Annotated in this window: 1 protein-coding gene; it reads left to right on the top strand. The window is 46.1% G+C overall.

Annotation, left to right across the window (positions count from 1 at the left end):
* On the top strand, window positions 1-836 hold an 836-nt coding region (locus A3729_RS11900; protein ID WP_156497913.1), incomplete at both ends, for a cadherin-like domain-containing protein.

Below are 836 nucleotides of genomic sequence, written 5' to 3'. Positions count from 1 at the left end.
TGGTTTCTATTATCGGAACGTCTGATCAGATAACCGTTAAAGACTGGTATGAGTCACCGGAACGAAAAGTAGTAGTGTATTTCGATGATTTGGATATCACACATTCAATCGATCATATTGAGTCATTAGCGACTGACGAGAGTAGTTCGAGCAATAGCGAACCTACCGCTCTAGCGGATACAGCAAACACCGAGGAAGATACTTCCATTATCATTGATGTGTTAGCCAATGACAGCGATATCGATGGTGATAGTCTGAGCATTAGCTCTGCTTCAGCCTCGTATGGTTCGGTTCTCATCAATGGTGATGGAACGCTGAACTACACACCTAATGCAGATTTCAACGGTTTAGATAGCATCAGCTATGAAGTCTCAGATGGTAACGGTAGCACCGCGGCCTCATCGGTATTCGTCACGGTTAACCCCGAAAACGATGCGCCTGTTGCTGTATTCGATACGGCTGCAACGCAGGAAGATACGTCAGTCACGATTGATGTGTTAGCGAATGACAGCGATATCGATGGTGATAGTTTGAGCGTTAGCTCTGCATCAGCGGTAAGTGGTGCTGTTGTAATTAATGGCGATGGAACGCTGAGCTACTCGCCTAATGCAGATTTCAATGGTTTAGATAGCATCAGCTATGAAATCTCAGACGGTAACGGTGGCACCATGACCTCGTCAGTCTCTGTCACAGTGAACCCTGAAAATGATGCGCCTGTTGCTGTTGCAGATGCGGCAGCAACACAGGAGGATACGTCTGTCACCATTAATGTGTTAGCGAATGATGGTGATATCGACGGAGATAGTTTGAGCATTAGCTCTGCATCAGCGTCAAAT

The organism is Oleiphilus sp. HI0043, assembly GCF_001634935.1.
This window is presented reverse-complemented; position numbering and strand designations above follow the sequence as displayed.